14 protein-coding genes are annotated in these 18,032 nt (G+C 35.0%); 6 read left to right on the forward strand and 8 right to left on the reverse strand.

All coding sequences use genetic code 11. The features are described from left to right. Positions 1-1,142 precede the first annotated feature (1,142 nt). The gene (locus L2737_RS06295; RefSeq protein WP_248955155.1) at positions 1,143-1,526 is read right to left on the reverse strand and encodes a helix-turn-helix transcriptional regulator; all 384 of its coding nucleotides are present in this window, start codon (positions 1,524-1,526) and stop codon (positions 1,143-1,145) included. Between the two features lie 554 nt (positions 1,527-2,080). On the opposite strand from L2737_RS06295, the gene L2737_RS06300 reads away from it, so the two are divergent. The 6 genes from L2737_RS06300 (at position 2,081) to L2737_RS06325 (ending at position 6,701) form a co-directional block, all read left to right on the forward strand. Next, complete coding sequence (locus tag L2737_RS06300) at positions 2,081-2,923, forward strand: hypothetical protein (protein ID WP_248955156.1); 843 nt, start codon at positions 2,081-2,083, stop codon at positions 2,921-2,923. Continuing rightward, positions 2,920-3,399 (forward strand): hypothetical protein, encoded by a 480-nt coding sequence (locus L2737_RS06305; RefSeq protein WP_248955158.1) that lies wholly within the window; start codon positions 2,920-2,922, stop codon positions 3,397-3,399. The genes L2737_RS06300 and L2737_RS06305 overlap by 4 nt, the downstream gene beginning before the upstream one ends. A 287-nt stretch (positions 3,400-3,686) precedes the next feature. Continuing rightward, a complete protein-coding gene (locus L2737_RS06310; RefSeq protein ID WP_248955159.1) occupies positions 3,687-4,580 on the forward strand; it encodes a hypothetical protein in 894 nt (297 codons plus the stop codon). A 116-nt stretch (positions 4,581-4,696) separates the two neighbouring features. Next, complete coding sequence (locus L2737_RS06315; RefSeq protein ID WP_248955160.1) at positions 4,697-5,467, forward strand: CBS domain-containing protein; 771 nt, start codon at positions 4,697-4,699, stop codon at positions 5,465-5,467. Between the two features lie 79 nt (positions 5,468-5,546). Further along, entirely contained in the window at positions 5,547-5,825 is a 279-nt protein-coding gene (locus L2737_RS06320; RefSeq protein ID WP_248955161.1) for a hypothetical protein, read from the forward strand. Positions 5,826-5,894: 69 nt separating this feature from the next. Next, on the forward strand, positions 5,895-6,701 hold the full coding sequence (locus L2737_RS06325) for a hypothetical protein (protein WP_248955162.1): 807 nt from the start codon (positions 5,895-5,897) through the stop codon (positions 6,699-6,701). 246 nt (positions 6,702-6,947) lie between these two features. Here L2737_RS06325 and L2737_RS06330 read toward each other — a convergent pair whose 3' ends face one another. The 7 genes from L2737_RS06330 to L2737_RS06360 all read right to left on the reverse strand — a co-directional run bounded on the left by L2737_RS06330 (position 6,948) and on the right by L2737_RS06360 (position 18,013). Further along, complete coding sequence (locus tag L2737_RS06330) at positions 6,948-7,226, reverse strand: hypothetical protein (protein ID WP_248955163.1); 279 nt, start codon at positions 7,224-7,226, stop codon at positions 6,948-6,950. 583 nt (positions 7,227-7,809) lie between these two features. Continuing rightward, a complete protein-coding gene (locus L2737_RS06335; protein ID WP_248955164.1) occupies positions 7,810-9,096 on the reverse strand; it encodes a tyrosine-type recombinase/integrase in 1,287 nt (428 codons plus the stop codon). Positions 9,097-9,206: 110 nt separating this feature from the next. Next, positions 9,207-10,289: a response regulator gene (locus L2737_RS06340; RefSeq protein ID WP_248955165.1), complete on the reverse strand. Its 1,083-nt coding sequence runs from the start codon at positions 10,287-10,289 to the stop codon at positions 9,207-9,209. A 26-nt stretch (positions 10,290-10,315) separates the two neighbouring features. Beyond that, positions 10,316-15,091: a PAS domain S-box protein gene (locus L2737_RS06345; protein ID WP_248955166.1), complete on the reverse strand. Its 4,776-nt coding sequence runs from the start codon at positions 15,089-15,091 to the stop codon at positions 10,316-10,318. Beyond that, positions 15,078-16,298 (reverse strand): EAL domain-containing response regulator, encoded by a 1,221-nt coding sequence (locus L2737_RS06350; protein ID WP_248955167.1) that lies wholly within the window; start codon positions 16,296-16,298, stop codon positions 15,078-15,080. The genes L2737_RS06345 and L2737_RS06350 overlap by 14 nt, the downstream gene beginning before the upstream one ends. A gap of 287 nt (positions 16,299-16,585) precedes the next feature. After that, positions 16,586-16,966 (reverse strand): SpoIIAA family protein, encoded by a 381-nt coding sequence (locus tag L2737_RS06355; RefSeq protein ID WP_248955168.1) that lies wholly within the window; start codon positions 16,964-16,966, stop codon positions 16,586-16,588. 495 nt (positions 16,967-17,461) lie between these two features. Beyond that, the gene (locus L2737_RS06360; protein WP_248955169.1) at positions 17,462-18,013 is read right to left on the reverse strand and encodes a hypothetical protein; all 552 of its coding nucleotides are present in this window, start codon (positions 18,011-18,013) and stop codon (positions 17,462-17,464) included. Positions 18,014-18,032 lie beyond the last annotated feature (19 nt).

The following is an 18,032-nucleotide window of genomic DNA, read 5'->3' on the forward strand; positions in this document are numbered from 1 at the left end:
TATGAGATATTCAAATGTTTTGCCACCAAAAAATGCAGCTATCAGTTTTCTTATTAAAAAAGATTAAAATTATTTTTCATGTCATTTGAAATGAATGTGTCATGCAAAAGTATGAGGGGAATGGTGAAGCAAATTAAAAAAGTGCGCAATAGGATTTTATTTATTAACAAATCGTTATTTTTCACATTTTTCAGTAGTTAAGAGCATTCTCTAAAAACACTTACGAACAATAGATATAGAATAACCCTATGGTTAAATTAACGATTTTAAATGATATTATAAAATTGTTCTTTCCGAATTATGAACATTCTCATAAAAAATAACGACTTTTACAAAAGTATGTTGAAATGTTTCAAGCGCAACAAAAATGATGTAACCCCATAAAGTAAAGCTGTTTTTTTATTTACATTTAAAATATTAATTTTTTTTCATTTTCTCAATAAATTGCAACGGTCAACTCAATAGTTCGATTGGCGGGTAGCCCCGTAGAAGCTTAAGTCGATTAGGGTGTTGTCGTTTTACTTTGTCACTCAGTGAATCCTTTCCTTTTTTTAGCATGAACAACTCCTAAGTTTGTCCTACACTTATTCAACATCTACAAAACAAGGACTGTTTTATGCTGTATTTAACCCGCCAAAATAACGAAACTCTTGTCTTATCCGGTATACATGATGCCAATGGAAATCTTCTAGATGATGTCGAAGTCGTCATTCTTCCAAACAATAGAGTTGGTATTCACGCTGATAAAAGAATACTGGTACTTAGAAAGGAACTTATTTGTTTGTATTCACAAGATGGGACACTTAAATCCATATAGACGGGCAGGTGTTCGACGATTGACCTCTCAACTGTTCCATTGATATTAGTTGGGAAACGCATACCCAAAAATTCTCAAAAAACCACTATTCAGGAAAACAAAGAGCAAGTATTTAAACATAGGGCAAATTCACTTATTGAAAGTTCATTTAAAGATTCACTCAAAAAGTAGGGTTGGAGAAGTCTCAAGTTAGTCCTATGATTTCACAGGAACGAAGGGTATTGGAAAATTGTGTCCATTAGATACTTAGGAGGAGCACTCTAAGTAAAATCTTCATTGGCTTAAAAGGTTTCCTTATGGGCAATTCACAACAACATAGAGTTGACTAAATTGCCTCATCTTCATCATTGATAAGTTTGGATTGCAAGAACTTATCTCGCGGTAAAACCACAAGGCTCAAACCTACACCTCTTAAAACTTGGTTTAGAACAGTAGTGCTTACTTTGGATTTATCTCTTTCAATTTCTGAAAGAATCTTTCTTGTAACTCCAACCATTTTGGCGTATTGCTCTTGATTGATAGAAAGCAACTCGACTCGCAACCGCTTCAACCCTACACCGGTAGTTATCTCACCCAAAATCATAGACTGACAAACATTTAACATGATTTCATCTTTGTCTGAACTAAAAATATTCTTACGTTTCGAAGATAATGTCTTTCTACCGCTTCGTGATTCAACCTTCATTTCTTTAGCTGGTTTAGTTGACATAAGAAGCTCCCAAGTAACAATTTAACTTCTAAACCTTGGTATCGTATAGAAGTGGAATTTAAAATAGAATCTGAAATATCTATTCAATATTTTGACTAGAAATGCTCGAGTCATTTTGAGTCTTTATAGGTTCAATAAGTCCGTAAAAACACAATTAATGTACCTATACTAGCGCAAAAATAACTAAAAACACTACTTAATGAGTCTTTTAGGGGACATTATTGACATTGTTCTCAAGCAACCATTTAAGTTCACTTCGTTTCTCGGTGGAATGCAACAAAGGTTGAAATAATAGCGATTGTTTATTAACTCATCGTTATCAATAGTTTGGAATATATGTAAAAGTGCTATGCAGACATCGTAAACACCTATGCTTCTTTTTTATCTGCTAAATTGTCATTTTTAACCTGTAATTTTTGTTAAATAATATATTTACAACAAATACTTACAAGTGATAGTTTGAAGAAAAGACTTACAAGAAAGCAGGAGGTTATCCTGCTGCCAATCAATAAGCTGTTAAGTATCCTCAAACTACTATGGAGTAGTATTAGAAAATGGAATTAAATGTATTACTTGTATCATTGCTTCCTATGGATGAAGAATTATTTGTCAAAAAAGAACAAGCTAGAGACATAACGTTATTTGAGAAAGCACTTGATAGAGCAAAAGAAAGGGATGATGAATACTCGATCAAAGTTTATATAAACGATCATGTTAACGGATATATGGCTGGGATTATTTCTAAAAAATCAAGTGTAAAACTTCATGATAGAAACTTTGAAATACATAATGAAGAGAATTTCCCACCCGTTGTCTGGCTTTGGGACAGAAGTGAGCAAGTCATACTTGTAGAAAATAAAACCTCTGTTTTTAGCAGCGCTAATGTTGCCGCAAAGACCTTTTCAAATATCTCGAATAACATCATTCTAGCGGAGCATGGTTTTCGTGCTCATGTTCATCCAAAAACTGTAGATAGTGCTTTTTGGGAAACGTTTGAATCCTTTGAATATGTTAGCGAAGTAAAATTTAATCTGGCGGCACCAAACCTATTCGGTAGTACCAAAAAAGAGATTGGTGACTTTCTTCATGAGGTTGTTGATGAAACTAATGCATCTGAATTTTCACCCGTATTCAAAAATCCTGACGGTAATCTAAACCTCAAGCCATCTAGCTGGCTTAACGCTATGGTTGATTGGGTTAAGGATGGAGCTGGCACTTGGAACATTCGAGGTAAAAGAACACATAAAGATAAGTATAAGAGTATAGGAAGTAAAACTCGTGCAAAACTACTTGTTATTGATGGTAATATTACTGAATTGGAATTAGAAAATTATAAGCCCCAAGACATTGCTGATATAGTTGAAATGATTAGACATAGGTATACATTTAAAAAATGAAATCATTAATATATTTAGCTGTATTAGCCTTTGTTGCCATCCTATTCTCAAGTGTGGAACAAAGTTCATACCATATACTTGAACGCACCTTACCTCCTGTTTTGGGAGCTTGCTTAGGTGGTGTGCTTGCCTGTACTTCTATTGTTGTAAGCGTTTTATCTGCATCCTCTAAAGACACAAAACAGAAAGCAAAAACTAGCGAAAAATTTTCAAGGTTCATTATTAGCCTTGAAAGGGACGTGAAAATACTTGTGGTTTGTTTGTGCCTGATTGTCGCTTTACCATATTTAAGGACATTGGAGTATCCAATAACGTTGAGTCTATTTGAGTTATCGCCTCAATATTTGAAGCAAAAATTATTTTCAGCCTCAGAAATCTTTGTAGCGAGCATCGGATTTTTAGTTATATATGAATTGGTTACAGTTTTGATAACAATACTAAAAAACATGATGGTCATTCATGATTCGGAGACCTAACAAGTTACTTAAAGGGACGCAAAACGCTTGACTTATGCTCCTTCGTCGCTAATTTTAGCCAAGCTTTTATGCACCTATTAGTAAGGCGTTGAGGCTGTAGAATTACTCATGAATTGAAATTATGAGTGAAAATTAGGTGCGGTGAGCGCGTAAAACAATTTTTTAGAAGGGAAACTGACTAATAATTCGCATAGCTTCGCGTTTATAAGCTTAATTTTTATAATTTTTGAGCCTGTTTTTTCAACAAGAGAAATTCTACAGTCTCGTTATGAGTGTAAGGAACACATGTGAATATTTCTGAAGAAGTGGATAAAATTGCAATGCGTAATCTAGAGCACAATAAGTCAAATCTTATTGGCTTAAAGGTTAAGTTGGAAAATTACTTAAAAAATAAAAATACAGGACAATACCTTTCTCACCTGTACAGTAGTGATATAAACGAAGACTGGTTTGAAGCGCAATGTAAGTCAGCTTGCAATCAAATTGAGAAAGTTACTAACGGAGAGTCTAAGTTCAACCAATATTATCAAAATATTCTAACTGAAAACGATCTGGTGCTACTTACCAAAGAATTAATTTCTGACATTTCATTACTTAATCAAATTTTAGGTGGCCGTTTGGCCTTAGACAATCAAGTTAGCCGTGATAACTATCTATCAAGTCATCAATTCTTTCTACATGCGAAGTTTTCATACTTTACCCACAAACACATACCTGAAAAGACTTGTAGAAACTTTAACTTTTCTACAATGCCAACTTTAATACGTCAATCTATCGAAATTAAGTTAAAAAATATGATTGGCTTGGAAAAGGTCGAGAAAGTTGGTGGAGGGTTTAAGTTTGTTCCAATAAATTCTCTACTAGCTTTTTTTGCTAACAATCCTAACTTTATAGAGTTTCCTGTATGTATAGACTTATTGAAAGCAATAAATACATGGACTAATACATTTGTTCACTCTGGTGTCGTTCCTTTTTGCTGGCAGAGTCTAGAAGCAGTTGATTTAATAGAAGGATTATTCTCTACAAAGAATGATGTGTCTGGTTCGTTGAGTTGGCATGGATTTACATACCTAAAAAGCAACGTAACTATTGAGGATATTCAAATGGCTTTAAATGAACATTTTAATGCTGAATTCACCTTGAATCAAAGGAGTGTAGAGGGCTGTGTAGTATACTCATAACAAGGCCTTAAAGTCGGATTCGTAACAGTTGGCTCGGTTCCGCTTCGCTTCACATTATAGCCAACTATTACTCACCGCTTAAGGCGGCGTTAAGCATAAAACCAGGAACCTGAAGAATGGATGCTCTAAAGAAATTTTGGAATGAAAATACGGCTCTATCAGTCGGAGCAATAGTTTCGTTGCTGATGCTGTCGGTCTTCTTTATTTTTCAATATCAACAAGCAAATATTCTAAAGCTTGAGTCTAGGTGGCTTGTCACATCTGGAGTCCCCATTTTGGTGGCTCTCCTTGTTGGGGGGTACATAAAGAGTTTTAAGGGCTTTGGCGTAGAGCTAGAAGCAAGCTTACACAAGCCTGTCTCAAATCTGGAATTGACAGCTACAGAAGGTATGGCCGAGATTCAGGGAGACGAAAAGCGCAGTATCAAGTATTTGCACAACCTAAGCCCATCCCAACGGCGAATAATAAGCCGGCTTTCTTTTGTTATGGGAAGAGAAAATTACTATCAAACGTATGCTATCGAGCAATATATCCGTGAACTAGATCGTTTGAAATATTTCGAAGTTAAAAGTAGTGACGGGAAATTTGTGGCTATTCTTCCTTTAAGTGACTTTAAGATAAATAACGAGATCAGCTTTGGAGCTATTGAAAGCTTTATCAGGTCTCTTGAGGAAATGACTATACAACAAACTTATGGAAGCCTACTAATCACCCATCATGTGGTTGAGGGTACTGACTTGATAGAGGCCTTAAAAATAATGCGTAGTAAAAGAATCAAGCGCCTTGCTGTTACCGACGAAAACAATGTTTTTATAGGCTTGCTTACCGAGACTTCAATAGAAAAACGGATAGTTGATAATGTCTTATCCGCTAAAGAAAATGCTTAACAAGTCAAGCAAGCGGGACGCCGTAAACGGCGCACCTTCTTGAAGCGTTATAAGCTAATCCAAGATTAGAGAGATTCAAATGGACGACGATATAAAAGGCGCCGTGATTACAGCGCAAACAGGGTGGAATGAGGCTTTTCTAGTTGGCACGGAAAAGGAACTTCTCGATTTCGCTCAAAATATTATTGATTCAGTTAGAGCCGCCAAAGAGGATGAGCTCTTTGGTGAAAAGGTTAAAACGATTAATCTACTTGGCGGTAAATTGGCTTCACATAGTGAAGTTCAATTCGATTGGCTAGCGGTCACTAAAGATAGTGAACAAACTTTGGAAATATCGCATAAGGTGCAAGGCTTATAACAATCATAGCCAGGTCGACATTTATAGCTGCGTTTAAGATTGCGGATACCGTATTAGAGGGGAATTAGAATGAAATGGAGTGAGTTACCAAATTATGTACAAGGTGTAGTTGCTATCGTGGTTGTTATAGCCGCAGCCCTTTCAGGATATTTTGGTGGACGTTCAACCTTTTATTCTGAAATAGAAAAAGTTGAAAGACGTATAGATGAATTAGAAAAACATAATGTGAAATTCTCTCCATTTGTTGGTCTACAAACTAAAAATCAGTTAATAACAGCAGCAACAGCTCTTCTAATCCTAGAGGACGAATTTAAGAAACTAGTTCGCTGGGCTAGAAATGTCAGTCAGCCAAAATTCGAATATAGCACTGATCCCAAGCTATTAGTTGAAGAATCAAATCGCTCCTTTCTCAATCAAAGTAATCCTGACTTAGTGATGCTTAAAGAAGTTGAACACTACTTGAATACTAAGATATATTCGAGAGAAGAAATTAAGAGAGGCTTTAATACTGGAGTTATTTCCAATCAAATGTTTCGAGGAAGTGGTCTAGCTTACACCAACAAAGATCTTCACCTTGTAAGAGATATAAACAAGACACTTGCTTTAGTTTCATCAATTGGCACTAGAGTATTGGAAATTGAAGTAGTTAAAAATGCAGGCTTTAGTTCTGGTGGGTATGGCGGAAATATGTATGGTCCTATAGGTACTTTTTCCATTCCGTTTGCTGCAAAAAAAACAGCTGTTGAGGAGTATCTAAAATTTGAATCTGAAACAATAAAATCTATTTTGGAGTTAGCTGACCTTATCCCAGACAGAATAGAAGAACAAAGAGAAGATGTAGAAACTTTACTTTCAAAATTAGATGCCTCTGAGTAAAAAATTGCTAACAAGTTACTTAAAAGGACGCATACAGTTTGGCTTGTGCTCCTTCGTAGCTAATTATAGCCAAACATTTATCCGCCTCTTAGCAAGGCGTTACCGAATATCAGGCCTCCATACTTTACCTAATAAAAGTCGTTGCTTTCAGAGTTTCTGCACTAAATGGTTTCTGTCCAGAAACGGGTTAGGGCTGATGACTCATTTATGCTCCATTGTGTTTTGAGTTAGTTTTCGATCAATCATTCATTCCTCAGAAATCCCCAATGAAATAGCCATTAAGCAGAATATTGTTAATTTTATAACGCTCCATGCTTTTAAAGGGAATATAGGTTTATTAATGTAGCGAAATAAGTAAGCTAATGCGATTGCGGTCAAGCCTGATATGGGGGAGAAATAAATACTAAATTCGCTTATTCCGATGCTAAACACCAGAAATACATATAGTAATTGCAAATAGTGAAAACGACTCTTCAGTTGACGGATTTTCACTGGATCAGGGGAAATATCTTCTAAATTTAGCATATTACATCCTTGTAATGATTAACTAATTACAGCTTAGTTTAAAATTATTTTATTGCCACCCAATTAAACTACCACTTCTATTTAGGGTTTCACAAAATATTTTAGACATTACCGTCATCAACACTTCAAAGAAAATCAACGATATCCATATGAACAATTGGATACAAGAAGGCCAGGTAGTGAACCTAGTAATAGAAAATTCCCCAAGCGTAAAGATAGTTAAGTATATAGATGGGTAAATCAGTAATTAAATTTTTGATAAATGAATATTCTAGTTTTATACAACAGACGTCATAAGGGCACGTACAACATTTAGCAAATTCTCTAAATTCTCGCTTAGACCGGAAATCTCGATTTATAGGGATATAACCACACTGAACGAACTTTCGAATCCTTAAAGATGCATTCAATTTAACATAATATACATTGTGCGCAGTTATATGTAATCGTATTAATCGTGCTGTTTTAACAAGCATCCGCCACTTTACAGGCAAAACAGCACATTATTTATGGCGTCGCTACGTGAAATCTGAAGCTAACACCCTTGATACTCATTCAGATTTCACATACGAGCGCCTAAGTTTTAGGCTAAATGATCCAGTGGTTTGTTGGCAGCACTTTGATGACGTTCTGTTTGTGTGGTGTGCAAGTACTGTGACGTTGTATCAATGCTTTCGTGACCGGCATCAGCTTGAACATGCGATAACGGCCTTTTATTAATATTGATGTCATGAGTAATACCAGTATGCCTGATATTGTGTGCTGATAGTTTCCTCATCAATTCACTGTCATGATCAAAGCCATCTTCTAATGCTTTATCTGCTGCAAGATTAATGAGCGTATCTATTTCTTCTCTTATTTGCCTGATACCTAAATTTGCATTTAACTCACCAGAGTCTCGGCCATGAGAAGCTGCTTTGTGTCTAATAAAAATTGGGTGTTGCTCATTAATATTAGGTAAATCACTAAGCCCAAGAAAATGGCGATATGTTCGAAGACCGTCTAACAGTGACGCAGATATTGCAATACTTCTAGCTTTGCCGCTTTTTGAAAATGGTACGTAGAAATACCAAATGCCATTGTGAGCATCTTTTCTAAACTGACTCATCATTGGTGAGTAACCAGCACGGGCGCTAATCTCAGAAATACGTAAGTAACAGCTATATAATATGTTGATTAAAAACAGACTTCGTTGATGTTTTTCTGGTTCTTTTTCTGCCAATTCAGTTACTGTACTGACGACATATGACCATTGTAATTTAGTAAAAGCATGATGGTTGTCATCGTCATTTTTTACGTATTTACGATTAACAGCAAAACGACTGTGTTTTAACCATAATTGTGCAGGATTTCGCTCAGTATATTCTTCACTATTTAAATAGCCGTAAAATGATGAAATAATTGCAATTTTAGTCTTTAATGCATTCTCACTTAGGCTGTATGGCAATTGTTTACCAAGCTTTTTCTTACCGATAAACGGTCTCCATGCAGAATTTGGATACCTTATTCCTGTAGGTTTATCTGTCTTAAATTGTGCCACATTAAAATAACCAACAAGATCAATTGGCGGGTTTTCACAATAGTTTATATAACGGGCAATATCCTTACGCGTTACTTGAATCGGTGAAAGTGACGCGACATCAAAACACCAATGCAAGAACGTTGTTAGCTCGCTACGATACGCTTTGTAATTATTCTCAGATTGTTTTTGTTCAAATAACCAATCGGAACAATGCTCAATAATTAAGCCAGCATCTGGCACTTTATGAAGCGTTATCGTGGTGATATGTTGATTAACAAAGCTATTACCCGCAAGGATAAAGTCAGCGGAATCAAATAGAGGGTAAACTGGAGGTTTCTCGTTTAGCATAATCTTATCTTGCTGAAATAATTGATTAATTATACCAGATTTACTTAATGCCGATAACGTTATTTATCGGCACAAAAATAGCCGTTTATATTGAATTTATTACCTTTAAGTTAAATTACCGCAAGTATTTTTTTCAATAGTGTTTCTGCATTTGTAGGTTTTACAATGTAATCAATAGCACCCAATTCACGGCATTCGATAAAGCTTTCTTTGTCTGTGTTACTTGTTAGCATAATGATTGGAACCTGGCTTAATTCATTAATTTCTTTTATGGCTTTTAGTGTTTGAATTCCATCCATTACTGGCATATCAATATCCAATAACACAAGTTCTGGCTGACAGTTTTTTAGTTTGTTTAGTGCTTCAGCCCCATTAGTTGCGACTTCAACATCAAAGCCTTTGGGTTTTAAAATTGTGGTAATAATTTTAAGCATTACATTTTGATCATCAACCACAAGTACTAAAGGCATTTTTTTCTTAAAGCTAGGCTTAGCTGCCCTTACCTTGCTGCCTATTTCGTTAAAGTATTTCTGATTATGGGCCTTAAAATTTTCAACTCTAGGTTTAATCTTTTCTACTTGCACTTTGACTTCGGCACTCTCAGTCATATCCCCTTTACATAACTGATCGACTTCAGAAATAAGCTCGGTTAGTAAATTATGCTGTATGCCCTTTTCGTCTGTTAAAGATGTTTCAACCTCATGCAGCTGCTGTGAAACAGATTGTAATTTTTTAATCACTGCCTTTTTATCTTGTTGGTAAGAGTTAACTTTATCTTGGCTGGTTAATAAGTCACCCATTTGCGTTATTGAAAGCCTAATCCTATTCATATCATATACGGGTCTAAAGGTTTCATAGCTATAGAAGCGCCCTTTCGAACACTCAAAATAGGCAGCTTCACGATGTTCTCTACAACAGATTAATAAAGATAAATATTTATCACTATGGATTTTCTTATTTTTATTGAGTTCTACAAAAATCTCATTAAATTCAATTGCTTCTTCAGTTTTTTCAAAAGCATAAATAAATAACACCGGCTGAGATTTATCCGTCATAAAAGCAATAAACTGTTCTTGGTTAGTATTAACATCGCAGTACAAAATACTTTGATATTTATTTCTAAGGATTTCTTGAATCACTTTTTTAATTTCAATTGAATGATAAAAAACCACCACACTCATTAAATTGTCCATAAACCGCCCTGTTGCTTATCAATGTATTAGAGTACTGATCTGGTTTCTAAAACACGTTTAATTAATACTAATTCTGCTTCAATGTCATTGATATGAGTTACTATCCCCTCAAAGTTATCGTTGTTTTTCTCGATCCACTTAAATAACTCACCTAATGATATTGCGCCACTTGATACGGAAGCGCCTTTTGCTGCATGGCCTCTACTTCGTATTGTTTCTGGGTCTCTATTTTCAAGCCCTTGCTTAATTAACTCAAAATCATCTACTACACTTGACCAAAACATAGCTAAAATCTCATCAGTAATGTCTTTATCGTTGGTACCAATCACAGCTTCTAATTGACTGAAATCAATCACGGACTGTGTAAACTCTTGAGTTGGTAAGTTTGAATCTGCCGTTAATATTGATTCTTGACTGTTAATGTCTAAATACTTTGCTAGCTTTTCCTTTAAAGTACTTATTTCTATTGGTTTAGCGATGTAATCATTCATACCTGCATCAATACAATTGTCAGACTCGCCAACCATGGCATTAGCTGTAACTGCGATAATGATAGTAGGAGTCTTATTCTCGAGGTTTTCTATATCTCTAATGGTTCTAGTTAATTCTAATCCATCCATATTTGGCATATGCCAATCAGTTAGTAATAAGCTAAACCGACCTGTTTTCCACAGTTCGAGGGCTATAACACCATCTTCAGACATTTCATAAGCATATCCAAGGCTATCTAGCTGTTTACCTAAGACTAAACGGTTGGTAGGTTGATCTTCTGCCACCAAAATTAACGTATTATTTAACTCAGCTTCTGCAATAGTTTGAGGCACAACAGCTTTATTTGATTGATTATCTTCAGTGGACCAATCAAGTATCGGACTTTCTAGACCGCATAACACTGCAAGACCGAATATCAATTCTGTCGGTTTAAGTGGGTGAGTGCCTACTACATAAGTGTAAGGATCAATATGCCCTTTTCTTTCAATAGGATCTGAGTTTAATTGTAAGGTTTTAACTTGTTTACATTCATCAGAACATTTAAATTGCTCTGTATCAGTAAGTAATACAGCAGGCATTGATGATTGTGTAACAAGATAACAGTCGTCAATAGATATAACGTGGATATTGTGATGTTTAAGTTGCGCTAAAATTGTATGGCAAGAATTAGCAAGGTCATCATTAGAGCATGCAATAAATACTGCATACATAGAAAAATCGAATTGCTCAAATTCCACTTCTTTAGATGATTCTGCTTGTACAGGAAGAACAACTTTAAATGAGCTTCCTTCACCAAGCTCACTGTTAATTTGTATGTCGCCTTTCATTAGTTCAGTAAACGATTTGGTTATACTTAGTCCTAAACCTGTACCACCAAACTTCCTCGTTGTTGATGAATCGGCCTGTGAAAAAGGAACAAATAATTTTTGTTGCTGCTCTGTTGAAATCCCCACACCATTATCAATCACTTCTAATGACAATAAATTTTCTTCAAACTGTGTTTTAACCGTTACCTTTCCTTTGTCCTCTTTGCCACCTGAAAATTTAATCGCGTTTCCTAATAAATTAAGCAGAATTTGTCTTACCCTAACAGTATCCAGCATTAACTCTTTAGGCATTGATAAGTCAGGGTCGATGTACAGTTCAACATTTTTGTTTGATGCATTAATCCATAGACTATCCATGGTTTTTTCGACTATCGAAAGTACATTACATGGTGTTAAGTCAATTTCAATTTGACCCGACTCTATCTTTGAAAAATCTAAAATATCATTAATAATATCTAACAATGAAAACGACGAGTCACGAATGGTCGTTACCATTCTTTTTTGGTCTGAGTTAAGAGGTGTGTTTTTAAGAAGGTCAATCATCCCTATTACACCATTCATCGGCGTTCTAATTTCATGACTCATCGTAGCTAAAAATCTAGACTTAGATTTACTTGCCTGCTTCGCCGCCTGGCTTTCTTTTTCTAGCGCCAATAGAATGGTTTTTTCATGTGTAAGATCAATATTAATACCATACATGATGACTGGTTTTTGATTTTCATCCAACAATAAGTCAGCTGAACACTGAACCCATCGAATAGACTTATCTACTTTATTGATGACTCTAAATTCAGTTTTAATTGAACAAATATTTTCTATAGCATCAGCGACTTCTTGTTCTGCTATTTCAACATCATCGGGATGAACCCCATTTCGCCAATCTTTATAAACTATAGCTTGATTCTCATCAACACCATATAATTGGCACGTACGCGAATCCCAATTTAGTTCTCCAGTTTGAAGGTCATAAGACCAATTACATACGCCTGCGGCTTCTGAAGCTAAATTGATACCACAAAGTAATTTATCCCTTTCGTCGTTTGCTAGGAGTAATGCATCTGCCGATGCGATTCGTTCTGAAATATCTTCAACAACAGCGATAAAAAATAAAGGTTGTTGAGTGACATCTTCTCTGACTAATGAAACAGATAAATTAGCCCAAAATACAATTCCATCAGCCCTAATATAACGCTTATCTGTAGTAAAAAATGACTTCTTGTTTTCAAGTAGTTCTTTTATATATTGAAATGATTGAGGAATATCTTCCTCATAAGTGACATCTTTGATTTTTTTAGTCAATAAGGCGCTTTCTTCGTAGCCTAAAATCTCACACATCTTTGTATTAACTTCTAAAAAATTTGAATCGGTTCCAACACGTGCAATGCCAACAGCAGCCTGATCAAATGCAGTTCGATAAATAAGTTCCTGATCATGTAATTGTTTCTGTAATTCAAGTTCTCGCCGTTTAGTCTGCTCCTGTACAGAAATATCCCTTAGAATTGCTACATACATTGTTTCTGCTTCAAGAATTGTTTCACCTACGGAAAATTCAAGTGGCACTTGATGCCCTGATTTATGTAAACCATAAATTTTCTGTGTTTGTCCGATGTAATTTCTAAGCCAATCTTTAAACGGTGATTTATGCAATTGATCTTGTTGATTATATTGTAAGCTGACAAGTAATATACTGATGTTATAATCAATTAACTCTGTACGTGTCCGACCAAAGATTAACTCTAAAGATCGATTTACATCTTTGATATTACCTCGTTCATCTAAAACAATTGTGCCGTCAAAAGTGGTATCAAAAACAGCTCTTAATCTGTTGGCAGAGTCTTTAGATTCTTTCGTTCGCTCTTCTAATATCAATGCCATTTCTACCATCGATGCTTCTTCTTTTTGCTTTTCTTCGGTTATGTCATTTTGCACACCGATGTAATGAGTTAACTGGTTATTTTTATTAAACACTGGCCCTAAAGATAAGTTATTAATAAACTCACGACCTGCTTTGTTATAATTGGTAATGACAACGTCACAAGGTTTTCCTTTAGTAATAGCATGTGACATCTGCTTTATTAATGCTTTTTCAGTATTAGGACCTTGCAAGAAACGGCAGTTTTTACCTAAAACCTCTTCTGCGCTGTATCCAGAGATATCACTAAAAGCTTTATTGATAAAAATAATAGGTTGATCTGGCAGTCTGATATCAGTAACAACAATTCCCGTTTTGGTTGAATCAATTGCACTTCTTTGCAAATCTAATATTTCTTGTTGTATTTTGTTTTTATCAACCAGCTTTTGGTTATCGATAAATTTTTGCTCTAAATCGTCAATAATAATATGTGTTTCGTGATCAACATTTGTTAATCGATGCTTACTAATTGGGTTTGTTGATAAATTTTTTATAGAGTGAGTTAAGTTATTAAGTGGTATAAGTAGTTGTTTATATATCAAATAACCTAAAGTGAGCAAAAGTAAGAAGCTAATTATTAATGTTTGATATATATTTTTGTCGAATAACTGAGAAACAGAAAAAGCATCCTGTTGATCAATACGAATAATGGTTGACCAACCGATATTTGGGCGTTGTTTATGACCTGAAAAGTGGTTATAAATTATGATCTGTTCAACGTCTTTAGTTTCGTGGCTGGTTAATTCTACACCAGAAAAGCCAGCTATCGCGCGATCAGCCCCTTTAACCCCTGCGTCTATTAAATTAACTTGATTCAATATAGAAAAATCACGTTGATAACTGTTTTGATGTTTACTAATGGGGTCATAATCAATTAACAAGTAACCCTGGTCGTCAATTAACGCCAACTCGAGATGATGTAAGTCGTTTAGCGCTAGTTGTTGATAGGTATTTTTAAAAATATCTTCTATGAGGCTAAAATCAATGATGTTTATCCATATCGCAATTTTATCTCCGTTTTCAGCAAAAATTGGATGACCTATTAGTAAGTCATATCTATCAGGATAATTATCAATAAATTGTTGTTGCGGCCCAAACAAGTCAGCCTGTTGAATGCGATTAACCTGGTTGTTTCGAATTGCTTTAAACCATTCTGAATTAGCGATTGTTAATTGGTCTACGTTAAACTTAGGAACATTAGCAGACAATTTATTTTTAGTGGTTTCGACTAAGACCTTACCTTGTAGATCTAATATCGCAATTTTGATGTATTTGTCTTGTTGTGTGGTTAGCGTATTTAGTTTAGTTTTAAAACTCTCAGTACTAATAATATCGATCAAGTTATTTTCATTGACTGGCCCCATGATTAAAGGCTGTAATTGAGTATCGTTTTGCTGTTCATATAAACTCTTCTCGACTAACCCAGTTAGCATCTTTGATTGTTTTTCATAGAAAGATACCGTCTGTTCTTGAAGTAATTTATCGTTATTTTGTGCAAATATATAAATACTAGTTAACAAAACAACAGAAATAGCCAAAAAGCTTACAGTCATTAATTTATTTTTGTTCAATTGGACTTACCTCTTCTTTTGCACCAAAACCTAAGCCTAACTGATTAATTTTATTCACGACGTCATTGGCAGGTAATGGTTTAGAAAAGAAAAACCCCTGGGCAATTGAACACCCAAGTTGCTGAATTAAACATTTAGTTTCATAGTCTTCAACACCTTCTGCTACTGCGAGTAAATCAAGGTCATTAGCTAATGAAATACTTCTTCTGAAGAGTGCTTGAGACTTTGTGTTATTTAAAATATCTGACACAAAGCATCGATCGATTTTAAGCTCATCAAAAGGCAACATATGTAATTGCTCTAATGAAGCAAACCCAGTACCAAAATCATCAATTGATAATTTAAATTTCATCATCCTTAACCTGAGTAAGGCGACAATCATGATCGAAGGGTTCGATGGAATGGCTGTTTCTGTTAGCTCACATGTAATGGCGCTATTTGCAATCGCGTTTGCAGATGCGGTGCTTTCAATCCATTGCGGAAGAGTGTCATCCACTAAAATCTTTCCGGACAAGTTAATTGATAAGTTGAGTGATGAGAATGTGTTATTTAATTTTGAAAAGTTTTCAAAGGCATCTGTGATCACCGCTTTCGTTAACGGTAAAATCAAGCCTGTATTTTCTGCTGCGTTAATGAATTGCGATGGCAAAATAACGTTATCGCCATCGACTATTCGGGCTAGTGCTTCAAATCCCGAGACTTGATTTGTATTTAGATTATATTGAGGTTGAAAATATGCTTTTACATTACCTTGCTTTAGATGAAACTGAAGTTGTTCTTGTGTGAGCTCTAGTAATGGTTCTTGTACTGTAAATGTTTTTAGTGAGCTCGCCTGCTTAATCAGAGATTTAAGCATCATTGAAGTTATTGGTTTGGGAACGATTGAAAGTATGTTTAAGTGGTAATGAGAGGCTAATACTTTCGCTGAGTTAAGCAGATTTTCATCTTCACCACTAAATAATACGATTGGGCTAGTGTATTTAATTTCGATTAATCGTTCTAATAGATACAGACCGTCTTTGACTGGCATGTTTAAATCACAAAACACCATATCAAAATCACATGTTTTAATAAGATTGAAAGCATCTAATCCATCAGCTGCTTCAGAAATATCAAATTCACCCAACAGCTGTAGGCTTTTGATAAAAATCTTTCTGATGATTGATTGGTCATCGACAATCAGTATAGAACGTATTTCCTTAGCCACTATACCTCCACTTATTCGAAATTCCTTTTCATAAAATAAGTATAGACATAAATAAGAAAAAACAAGGAAGAAACAGGATGTTGCCAGTTAAGGTTTAATACATTGATCACATAAAGACAAAGCAGTTTGAAACTTATCACTTATTCAAAGCTTTTGACCGAAGCAATTAACCTAAGTAAATAACCTAAGCAATAAAGATTGCTCAAATGCTGCTAAGCCTTATAAACCCTAAGCATACCTCGTTAACTTTTACTTATGGTAAACAAGGTGTGTTTAGGGTTTCGGTATTAGTTCAATAACCATTTAAGTGCTTTGTCTTTATCTTCAAAGAACTGTGAATCACCTTGTATAAACCATTTCGCAATTTTGCCAGCAACCTCTTGCCAGCCTTTATTGCCGTAAATAGCTATTTTTTCAAATTCGTTGCCATGTTTCAGCCCTAACTTTAAATCATCCCATGCAGCTCTCATTTCCCAACCGTCTAGCTCAGTACCATCAATGAAAACTTTAACCTTAGGGTGGTCAACTTCTGCTAAAGCAGAATCGATAATCGGCGTTATTGTAAGATAGTTCTGATGAGTTAATGTCCCTTTTGCTTTTAGTGATAAAAAAACATCACTGTTAATTCTTTCTATGCCTATAGAAAAGCCATGTGATTCCTGGGTCATAAATTTCTCCTTCTAACATTGATAGCGACGAACCGAATTACTAGAACACTACTAAGCTAGCATATTTGTACAAAAAAAAAGCTACCCAAAGGTAGCTTTTTATAAGTATTCAATTTAGAAATTCATACGTGTATTAAGGTGGAATTTCAGCCTGTTTGGTACTGATAAACGCTACGTGAGTCCGTAGAATTAGATGACAGTGGACTTCCTTCATCTGACAATTCACCATAAACACAGAGGGACCAGCTAGTGTCATACTGACGTTAAAATTCGTTATTCAAGTGCACTGCTTTAACTTAGGAAGAAAAACTCTTCATACCCTTTAGCCAAAATCATAGATTAAAGCCTGAAACTAAGAATTTAAGCTTGCTAATCAGTGATAAACCGTTAGCCCAATCGTGAACTTTAAATGTTTAAATACATCACACCACAGTATTGTCGACGGCTGCTAAAACAGTTCACCGATACCTATCTCATTCTTGGCTATAGTGACTATTAAGATTGTAATTTCAATTGATTCAAATGGTCGACCATGACGAAACATAATTCAATATATTGAATAGCTTCAACTTTCCCAACCTCATAACCTTTTGCATGAGCCACTTTGTTGCGTAATTGGCGAAGTTCACTAAACAACTTACCTTTCTTAGTATCAATTAAATCTTCAGTCACTAAAATCTCTTCAATGTCTTTGTATCGAGTGTCAGAATCGAAACTAACATTGGCTATTTTCGCTTTAATTAGCCCTTCAGCAGCGCTATCAACTTCAGCCCACGCTTGTATAATTGACGAGCTAGGTAAATTTTCAACTGAAGCAATCAAAACTGATTTCTTGTCAATTTCAAGTTCAGGGAAAGCACCTTCAGCTTTTTTAGATACTGCCTTTAATTTTTGACCAAACTCAATTTCAAAGTCTTTAAATTTTAATTTCTTAGCTAATGGTATTAAGGCAGTAAGTGGTTTCTGAAGCGTTATGATGCTAAAAATAAACACCGCAGGCCAAATTAACTTATCTAACAGTTCAATAAAAAATTGCATTCCATCCATGTTGATTCACATATCCTTT

This window comes from Shewanella electrodiphila (assembly GCF_023283985.1).
Taxonomy (GTDB): domain Bacteria; phylum Pseudomonadota; class Gammaproteobacteria; order Enterobacterales; family Shewanellaceae; genus Shewanella; species Shewanella electrodiphila.

Bases quoted from the DNA above. Each gene is read 5' to 3' on its own strand.
- L2737_RS06320 (WP_248955161.1), top strand. From the start codon at position 5,547: ATGGACGACGATATAAAAGGCGCCGTGATTACAGCGCAAACAGGGTGG.
- L2737_RS06340 (WP_248955165.1), bottom strand. From the start codon at position 10,289: ATGGACAATTTAATGAGTGTGGTGGTTTTTTATCATTCAATTGAAATT.
- L2737_RS06305 (WP_248955158.1), top strand. From the start codon at position 2,920: ATGAAATCATTAATATATTTAGCTGTATTAGCCTTTGTTGCCATCCTA.
- L2737_RS06295 (WP_248955155.1), bottom strand. From the start codon at position 1,526: ATGTCAACTAAACCAGCTAAAGAAATGAAGGTTGAATCACGAAGCGGT.
- L2737_RS06330 (WP_248955163.1), bottom strand. From the start codon at position 7,226: ATGCTAAATTTAGAAGATATTTCCCCTGATCCAGTGAAAATCCGTCAA.
- L2737_RS06355 (WP_248955168.1), bottom strand. From the start codon at position 16,966: ATGACCCAGGAATCACATGGCTTTTCTATAGGCATAGAAAGAATTAAC.
- L2737_RS06325 (WP_248955162.1), top strand. From the start codon at position 5,895: ATGAAATGGAGTGAGTTACCAAATTATGTACAAGGTGTAGTTGCTATC.
- L2737_RS06300 (WP_248955156.1), top strand. From the start codon at position 2,081: ATGGAATTAAATGTATTACTTGTATCATTGCTTCCTATGGATGAAGAA.
- L2737_RS06315 (WP_248955160.1), top strand. From the start codon at position 4,697: ATGGATGCTCTAAAGAAATTTTGGAATGAAAATACGGCTCTATCAGTC.
- L2737_RS06360 (WP_248955169.1), bottom strand. From the start codon at position 18,013: ATGGATGGAATGCAATTTTTTATTGAACTGTTAGATAAGTTAATTTGG.
- L2737_RS06335 (WP_248955164.1), bottom strand. From the start codon at position 9,096: ATGCTAAACGAGAAACCTCCAGTTTACCCTCTATTTGATTCCGCTGAC.